At 65.2% G+C, this 8,648-nt stretch carries 5 protein-coding genes; 4 read left to right on the forward strand and 1 reads right to left on the reverse strand.

Translation table 11 applies throughout. From position 1 onward, the window contains the following. Nucleotides 1–94: 94 nt before the first annotated feature. Genes VM621_RS03330 through VM621_RS03340 form a run of 3 tightly spaced genes read left to right on the forward strand, consistent with a single transcriptional unit; the run spans nucleotide 95 to nucleotide 4,587 of the window. A complete protein-coding gene (locus VM621_RS03330; protein ID WP_325467576.1) occupies nucleotides 95–1,615 on the forward strand; it encodes an efflux transporter outer membrane subunit in 1,521 nt (506 codons plus the stop codon). Continuing rightward, entirely contained in the window at nucleotides 1,612–3,033 is a 1,422-nt protein-coding gene (locus tag VM621_RS03335) for an efflux RND transporter periplasmic adaptor subunit (RefSeq protein WP_325467577.1), read from the forward strand. Before VM621_RS03330 ends, VM621_RS03335 begins: the two co-directional genes overlap by 4 nt. Before the next feature lie 3 nt (nucleotides 3,034–3,036). Next, complete coding sequence (locus VM621_RS03340) at nucleotides 3,037–4,587, forward strand: DHA2 family efflux MFS transporter permease subunit (protein WP_325467578.1); 1,551 nt, start codon at nucleotides 3,037–3,039, stop codon at nucleotides 4,585–4,587. A 300-nt stretch (nucleotides 4,588–4,887) separates the two neighbouring features. Here VM621_RS03340 and acpA read toward each other — a convergent pair whose 3' ends face one another. Beyond that, nucleotides 4,888–6,576, reverse strand: a complete 1,689-nt coding sequence (acpA, locus tag VM621_RS03345; RefSeq protein ID WP_325467579.1) for an acid phosphatase — start codon at nucleotides 6,574–6,576, stop codon at nucleotides 4,888–4,890. Nucleotides 6,577–6,925: 349 nt separating this feature from the next. Between acpA and glnA the strand changes: the two genes are divergently transcribed. Continuing rightward, entirely contained in the window at nucleotides 6,926–8,338 is a 1,413-nt protein-coding gene (gene glnA / locus VM621_RS03350) for a type I glutamate--ammonia ligase (protein WP_325467580.1), read from the forward strand. Nucleotides 8,339–8,648: the final 310 nt, after the last annotated feature.

Raw genomic sequence — 8,648 nt, forward strand, 5'->3', positions numbered from 1 at the left:
CGCATAGCTTAGCCGCTGCCGCCCTCCATCACGCGGCGCCCACGGGGTCCGCTGATATTTTTTGCCGTCGCAAGCAGCCTTCACATGGAATGCCATGGCGTCCACCTCCATCCGGTTCCGCCGCCGATGCGGCGGCGCCCGTATCGCCGTCCTCGGCGGCGCCTTGTTCGTCGCCGCCTGTGCGCCAGCGGTCCGCCCGCCCGCCTTCTCGCCACGCGAGGACGTTCCGATCGCCGGGCTGCCCACCACGCAGGCGGGCTGGCCGCAGCCGGCATGGTGGAAGCGCTACGGCGACCCGCAGCTGGACCGCATCGTCGATCTGGCCATGCGTGGCTCGCCCGACATGGAGCAGGCCGAAGCGCGTTACCGCGCAGCCATGCGTGCCGTCGATTCGGCGCGTGCCGACCTGAATCCGCAAGTCCGTGGACTGGTCAACGGTAATCACGGTTACAGCGATGTCGCCGTCAAGGGCGAGTTGCCCGGTGCCGCGGGTAACGCGCAAAGCTTCCAGCTCAATCCGGGTAAGAGCTGGAGCAACAGCGGGGCGGCCGGCGCGCTCGCCACGTGGGACCTCGACCTGTGGGGCAAGCAGAAGGATGCGGTGTCCGCGGCGGTGGGACAGGCCCGTGCGGCGGAGGCGGAACGGGCATCGGCCGCCACGTCGCTGCAGTACAACGTCGTCAACACCTACTACGACTGGCAGGCGCAGCAGGCCCGGCTCACGGTGGCGCGGCATGCCGCCGAGAGCTCTGCCCAGTACCGCGACCTGGTCGAACTTCGCGTCCACGGCGGACTGGACGATCCCACCAACCTCGATCAGGCCGATGGTCGGCTGGCCCAGCAGCGCCGCGCCGTGGCGCAGCTGGAGGGAGCCGCCAGCCTCGACCTCGTCCAGCTGGCCGCCCTGGCCGGTGTCTCGCCCAACGATCTGGGGACCCTCACGCCCTCGCCGTTGCCGACGCCGGATACGAGCCTGCCCGCCGACGCGCGACTCGGCTTGCTCGCGCGCCGGCCCGACATCACGGCGGCGCGCTGGCAGATCGAGGCCTCGTCGAAGAACATCGACCAGGCGCGCAAGGCCTATTACCCCGACGTGAGCCTCATGGCGCTCGGTGCCTTCCTGCGTACCTACCCCGACCTCGGTTCCGGCACGCGCACCGATCTGACGCTCGGCAACATCGGTCCCTCGATCCAGCTGCCGATCTTCAGTGGCGGTCGTCTGCGGGCCCAGTTCGAAAGCGCTCAGGCGCAGCTCGACAGCGCAGTCGCCCAATACGATGGCGCCGTCGTGCAGGCCGCCGGGCAGATCGCCCAGGGCGTGACCACCTTGCGGATGTTGGAAGACCAGCGCGTGCAGGTCGATCGCCAGTACCAGGCCAGCGCGGCGCAGCGGACGAAGGCAGCCGACCGGCGCTCGAAAGGCCTCATCGACGACCGTACCTGGCTCGACGCCGACATGCAGCTGGATCAGCAGCGCGACGCCCGCCTGCAGCTCACCAGTCAGATGCTCTCGGCCAATCTGTCCCTCATCCACGCGCTCGGCGGCGGCTACCACGCCGACGGCGACGTGCCTGCTCTTCCGGCTGGCGACGCCGGCAAGGATTCCCCGCGATGACCCCAGAAAACGACGAACCGCGCGACGATAACGAAGCCGGCACCGCGCCGCTGCCTTTCAAGTACCGCTATAAGTACCTGCACAAGTACGGGGACGAATCGCCGCGCGCCGAGCACGACGACGATGACCGGCAAGACACGACGCGCGATGGCGGAGAGCAAGGCGACCGCAAGGACGACGAGAAAGGCCAGAACGCGAAAGCGGACGACAAGGACGGCAAGAACAAGGACGACAAGGAAAAGGAAGACCCGAAGGCGAAGCGCAAGAAGGTCATCGTCCTTTCCGTCATCGCGGCGGTCTTCGTCCTTGCCGGCCTGGCCTGGCTCCTGCTCTACATCTTCGTATTCTCGCAGCGGGAGACCACCGACGATGCCTACGTGAAGGGCGACATGGTGACGATCTCCTCGCGCATCGCCGGCACCGTGATCGAGGTGGGCGTGGAAGAAACCGAGCGCGTGCACCAGGGCCAGGTACTGATCAAGCTCGACCCCGTCGACGCCCGCGTGAGCCTGATGAATGCGGAAGGCCAACTCGCCCAGGCGGTACGCGAGGCCCAGGCGAAGATGCAGCAGGCAAACCAGGCCGATGCGGCCATCCCACAGCGCCGTGCGCAGTACGAGCAGGCGCGCGACGACTACAACCGCCGCCACCCGCTGCTCGAACGGCGTGCCGTATCCGCCGAGGAAGTCGACACCGGCAAACGCCAGATGGAGCAAGCCAAGGCTGCCCTCGATGCCGCGGAACGCGAAGCGGCCGCCGCCCACGCGCAGGTCGATGGCACGACGGTGGAGAACTATCCGGCGGTCGTCCAGGCACGTTCGCAGTTCCGCAATGCCTGGGTGAACAACGGCCGCAATGCGATCGTCTCGCCGATCGAAGGCTACGCCGCGCGCCGCCAGGTCCAGGTCGGTCAGCGCATCCAGCCGGGCCAGGACCTGCTCACCGTTGTCCCACTGTCGGACCTCTGGGTCGATGCGAACTTCAAGGAGACGCAGCTCGAGCACATCCGCATCGGCCAACCGGTGACGATCACCACGGACATGTACTCCGACGTGGAGTACCACGGCAAGATCGTCGGCCTTAACGCCGGCACGGGCAGCGCTTTCTCGCTGCTGCCCGCCGAGAACGCCACCGGCAACTGGATCAAGGTCGTGCAGCGCCTGCCCGTACGTGTGGCGATCGATGCGGAGGACCTGCGCAAGCACCCGTTGCGTATCGGCCTGTCGACCGACGTCAAGGTCGACACGCACGATCGCGACGGCCGTGTCCTCTCCGATACGGTGCGTAGCAAGCCGCTGGCAAGCACCAACGTCTACGAGCAGGAGATGGGCGAGGCCGACCAGCATGCCGAGGCGATCATCCGCGCCAACATCGTGGATACGACGCCGAAGCCGGTTCCGGCCAGGCGCGGCAGCTGATCGATGCCAGGGCAGAACGGCAACGGGGCGTCGAAGGCACCACTGACCGGCGGCGCCCTGGTCCTGCTCACCGCGGGCGTCGCGCTGGCAACGTTCATGGAGGTGCTCGACATCTCCATCGTCAACGTCTCCGTACGCACCATCGCCGGCAACGTCGGCGTGAGCAGCAACGAAGGCACGATGGCGATCAGCGCTTACTCGATGGCCAGCGCGGTGATGCAGCCGCTGACCGGCTGGGTCGCCCGTCGCTTCGGTGAAGTGCGCACGTTCATGACCTCGGTCATGCTCTTCGTCGTGTTCTCGGCGTTGTGCGGCTTCTCACAAAGCATGCCCATGTTGATCGTATTCCGGCTGTTGCAGGGCGCCGTCTCCGGACCGATGGTGCCGCTATCGCAGACACTCCTGCTCAACAACTATCCCGTGGCGCGGCGGCCGATCGCGCTGGCGCTCTGGGCGATGACCGTGGTGGTCGCTCCGGTGTTCGGGCCGATCCTCGGTGGCTGGATCACCGACAACTACCATTGGTCGTGGATCTTCTTCATCAACATACCGGTCGGCATCTTCGCCGTCGTCGTCACCTATGCGCTCCTGCGCGACCGCGAATCGAAGGTGGTCAAGGCGCCCATCGACGCGATCGGCCTGTTCCTCCTGGCGGTCGGCGTCGGCTGCCTGCAGTTCATGCTCGACAACGGTAACGACGACGACTGGTTCACCTCCAAGACCATCACCGTGCTGGCCATCGTCTCGCTGATCTGCCTGACCTTCCTGGTTGCCTGGGAGTTGATGCACAAGCATCCCGTGGTCGAGCTTCGGCTCCTGGGAAGGCGCAACTTCTTCGTCGGCGTCCTGTGCCTGTCGCTGGGCATGTTCGCGTTCTTCGGCGGCACCGTGGTCATGCCGATGTGGGTGCAGGAGGTCCTCGGCTATACGGCAACCTGGGCCGGCTTCGTGGTCGCGCCCATCGGCATACTCGCGATCGTGCTGTCGCCGATCGTCGGCGCCTTCCAGAGCAAGTTCGACCTGCGTCTGCTCAACACGGTCGGCTTCGCGATCTTCGCCAGCGCGTCGTTCTACATGTCCACGCTCAGCACGAACGCGCCGTATAGCGAGATGGCGATACCTCGTCTTTGCATGGGCGCCGGCATCGCGCTGTTTTTCGTGCCGGTGAACCAGATCATTCTCGCCGGCATGCCGGACGAGCAAGTGGCCAGTGCCTCGGGCCTGTCGAACTTCTTCCGAACGCTGGCCGGCAGTATCGCGACAGCCGTCAGTACCACGATGTACTCGCACCGCACGACCTATCACCACGCCGTGCTGGCGGAGAACGTCAGCGCCGGAAGCCGAACCACCACTGAGTACCTGGATCGCTTCCAGGCATTGGGCGTGCAAGGGCCAACGGCGAACGCCGCGTTGAACCGCATCGTCGACCTGCAGGCAGCGACGCTGGCGGTCAACGACGTGTTCTGGGGCTTCGCGCTGATTTTCGTTCTGGCGATGATCGCGGTGTGGTTCGCCAAACCGCCCTTTGCATCCGGCGGTTCGCCGGGTCACTGACGTAACCCATGGCAAGACGTAACCCATGGCAATGAGTTAACGCCTCCCAGGCACTACGGTAGCAAGGCCCAGGCCCAGGCCCAGGCCCAGGCCCGAGCTGGCCGGTCTCAGGCGCCAAGATAGCCAAGCCCACGCACCGAACTAGCCAAGCCCACACACCGAACTAGCCAAGCCCACACACCGAGCTAGCCAAGCCCACACACCGAGCTAGCCAAGGTCAGGTACCGGAGTAGCCGGTCTAGGGTACCGAGGTGGCCGATGACGAAGGGTCCCTGTGGGAGCCGCTTCAGCGGCGACGACCTACGAAGCCCCGCGCCCGGAAAACGCCAGCGCCTCCGTCAAATCCCCCGGCGCCGGTCCACCCGCCGCCACCATCGCGTCCTCGCGCATGGTCAGGCCCGGCAGCTTCTCCAGCTTGAACCGCCGCGTAAGAAAGCGCGCGATCGACCCGGTATCGTAAATCGTGTGCTCGACATGCCCCTTCTTCGCATAGGGAGAAATCACCAGCGCCGGAATGCGCGTGCCCGGCCCCCAGCGATCGCCCTTCGGCGGTGCGACGTGGTCCCACCATCCACCGTTCTCGTCGAAGGTGACGATGACCAGCATGTCCTTCCACTGCGGACTCGTGCGCAGTGCCTGCACCACGTTGGCGATGTGTCGATCGCCGGCCTCGACGTCCGAGTAGCCGGCATGCATGTTGAGATCGCCCTGCGGCTTGTAGAAGGTCACCGGCGGCAGCTTGCCGGCGGCGACGTCGGCGAGGAAGAGGTTGGTCTTCGCGGTTTCGCCGAGGCCACCATCGCGCAGATGGCGCTTGCGTGCCTCCGTGCCCGGCGCGAGCGTCACGAAGTAGTTCAACGGCTGGTGGTGAGGCTGGAAGTTCGGCGTCTGCGGGAACTGCTTTTCTTCGCCGTCGCCCTTGCCGTCCAGCGCGGCCTGGAACCCGCCGCCGTACCAGGCCCAGTCGACGCCCTTCTCCGAGAGGACGTCGCCGATATGCTTGTGCTTCTGCGGGACGAGCGTGTTGGCACTCGTCGCGTCGGCGAACAACGGATTCTTCGGATCGACATTGAAGCCGGGCGAGTAAGGCGGCCCGATAGTGTTCACGGCGAAGAAGTCGGGCGTGAGCTGGTTATGGTGGGCGAACTTGGGCTTGCCCTGCATCGCGCTGGCCGGCGATTCCTCGGCCATCTTCAGTCGGTAATCGAGCGGATCGCCGCTCTCGGTCACCGCGATCCCGAACTGCGCCGGGCTCTTGTCGGCGTCCGGATAGAACGGCGGCTGCGCGGCGACCAGGTACTGGTGATTGAGGAACGATCCACCGAAGGCGCCCATGAAGAAGTTGTCGCAAAGCGTGTACTGCTCGGCGAGGCGCCAAAGGCGCAGGTGCACAGGCGAAGACGCATAGTGACCCATCGTCATCGCGCCGTTGTCGCCCCAGGCGACGAAGCCGTCGTTCTTGCCGCCATTGATCTGCAGCTGGTTGTTGTAGAACGCGTGGACGAGATCGCGCGTGACCAGGCCGTGCGGCAGCGGCGTGCCATCGCCGGTATGCAGGGCCCATGGCGCGTTTGGCAAGCCGGTGATGTCTTTCTCACCCACCTTGTATGGCTTGTGGTCGACCACCTGCTCGTGCGGCACGAGCCCGCCCCATATCGGCGGCAGCGTGGCCAACGGTTTGCCGTCACGGTCGCGTTGCAGATAACGCTCCGGGGGCACCGCGCTCAACGGCTGCTGCAGTCCGGGGAACTCGGCGAACAGGTTGTTGAAGCTGCGGTTTTCCGCGTAGATCACAACGACGTGCCGGATGTTCTTTTCAAGCAGCGCATCGAGTTCCTTGCCGCTGGGGGTGGCCGCACGAGCGTTCGATTCGCCCGCGGCGACCTCGGCCACGCCGCCCAGGGCAAGCACGGCGCCGGTGGTCGCGATGCCGCCAAGCAGGCGTCGTCGGCCGGCATCCGGCGTGTCGTTCTGGGTTTTCTTCGTCATGGTCTTCGTTCGCGATGGCGGGGCGTCGGGCGCGAGCTCCAAGGGGGAGAGTTCGATGCCAGGCAAGCCCGCAGGGTAAACGATGTCGGTGGCAGGCCAAAACCGGCGCTTTCCATGCTGCGGACGGCGCGACAGCGGTGTCGAAACCTCACTTCGAAGGTGGAGGGCGAGAGGAGCGCCCCGGCTGCCATGGTGCAAGCTTCCAGCAAATGCACCATGTTGGTGCATTTGCACACCTGTCGCAAAGCCGTTCTATGATGCGAAAGCTTGGTCCTGGCCGCCCCGTCGATGGCGGAGCCGCTGGCATGGCGCTTGCTAAATGGACTCCGCCCACCTACCCGAGGTTTTTATGTCCGCCGCTTCGAAAGTGCTGAACCTGATCCAGGACGAGGAAATCGAGTTCGTCGATTTCCGCTTCGCCGACATCCTCGGCAAGCATCATCACGTCACGTTTCCCGCTCACGCCATCGACGAGAGCACCTTCGAAGACGGCAAGATGTTCGACGGTTCGTCGATCGCCGGCTGGAAGGGCATCAACGAGTCCGACATGGTGCTCATGCCGGATCCGGAAACCGCGCACCTCGATCCGTTCAGCGCCCACAAGCAGCTGATCCTGCATTGCGACGTGCTCGAGCCGAGCACCATGCAGGCCTACGGCCGCGACCCGCGCTCGATCGCCAAGCGCGCCGAAGCCTACCTGAAGTCGACCGGCATCGCCGACACCGCCTTCTTCGGCCCGGAGCCCGAGTTCTTCATCTTCGACTCGGTCCGCTGGCAGAACGACATGGGCCGCGTGTTCTACGAGATCGGCTCCGAGGAAGCGGCCTGGTCGTCGCGCTACAAGTACGACGGCACCAACACCGGCCACCGTCCGGGCGTGAAGGGCGGTTACTTCCCAGTGGCACCCGTGGACAGCCTGGGCGACCTGCGCGCCGACATGTGCAAGGTGCTCGAGTCGCTCGGCCAGGTGGTCGAAGTGCATCACCACGAAGTCGCCAATGCGGGCCAGTGCGAGATCGGCACGCGCTTCAACACCCTGGTGAAGAAGGCCGACGAGCTGATGACGATGAAGTACGTCATCAAGAACGTCGCCCACCAGGCAGGCAAGACCGTGACCTTCATGCCGAAGCCGATCGTCGGCGACAACGGCTCGGGCATGCATGTGCACCAGTCCCTGTCGAAGAACGGCGAGAACCTGTTCGCGGGCGACCTCTACGGTGGCCTGTCGCAGACGGCGCTGTGGTACATCGGTGGCATCTTCAAGCATGCCAAGGCGATCAATGCCTTCGCCAACTCCACGACCAACAGCTACAAGCGCCTGGTCCCGGGCTTCGAAGCACCGGTGATGCTCGCCTACTCGGCGCGTAACCGCTCGGCTTCCTGCCGTATCCCGTATGTGTCGAGCCCGAAGGGCCGCCGCATCGAGATCCGTTTCCCGGACCCGATGCAGTCGGGCTACCTGACCTTCACCGTGCTCATGATGGCTGGCCTGGACGGCATCCTGAACAAGATCGATCCGGGCGCCCCGGCTGACAAGGATCTCTACGACCTGCCGCCGGAAGAAGAGAAGAACATCCCGCAGGTCTGCGCCAGCCTCGACGAGGCGCTCGTCGCCCTCGACAAGGATCGCGAGTTCCTGAAGGCGGGCGGCGTGTTCACCGACGACTTCATCGATGGCTACATCGCGCTGAAGATGCAGGAAGTGACGCGCTACCGTGCGAGCACCCACCCCCTCGAGTTCCAGATGTACTACGCGATCTGATCGCGATCCAACTCGGGGTGAGGGAAAGGGGGCGCTTCGGCGTCCCCTTTTTTTGGTTCTTCGTGGAATTCCGGGGACGCCGAGGGCATTGGCTCACTCGCTTCGCGAGTGCGTGTTATCAGCGGCTGATGCCGCGCGGGCTCGGACGTGGCGGCGCAGAGCCTTCGGTGCCCTGAAGTGGTCTAATTTTTCTGGACATCCCAAAGGGATTCGCAGCCAGAACGAGGTGAACCATGGGACGCAAAGACATTACGCAGGCTCAGCGGGACGAGGCCGTGCATCTGATCCTGGCCGAAGGCCATTCGATACG

The sequence above is a fragment of the Luteibacter sp. genome (assembly GCF_035539195.1).
Classification (GTDB): Bacteria; Pseudomonadota; Gammaproteobacteria; order Xanthomonadales; family Rhodanobacteraceae; genus Luteibacter.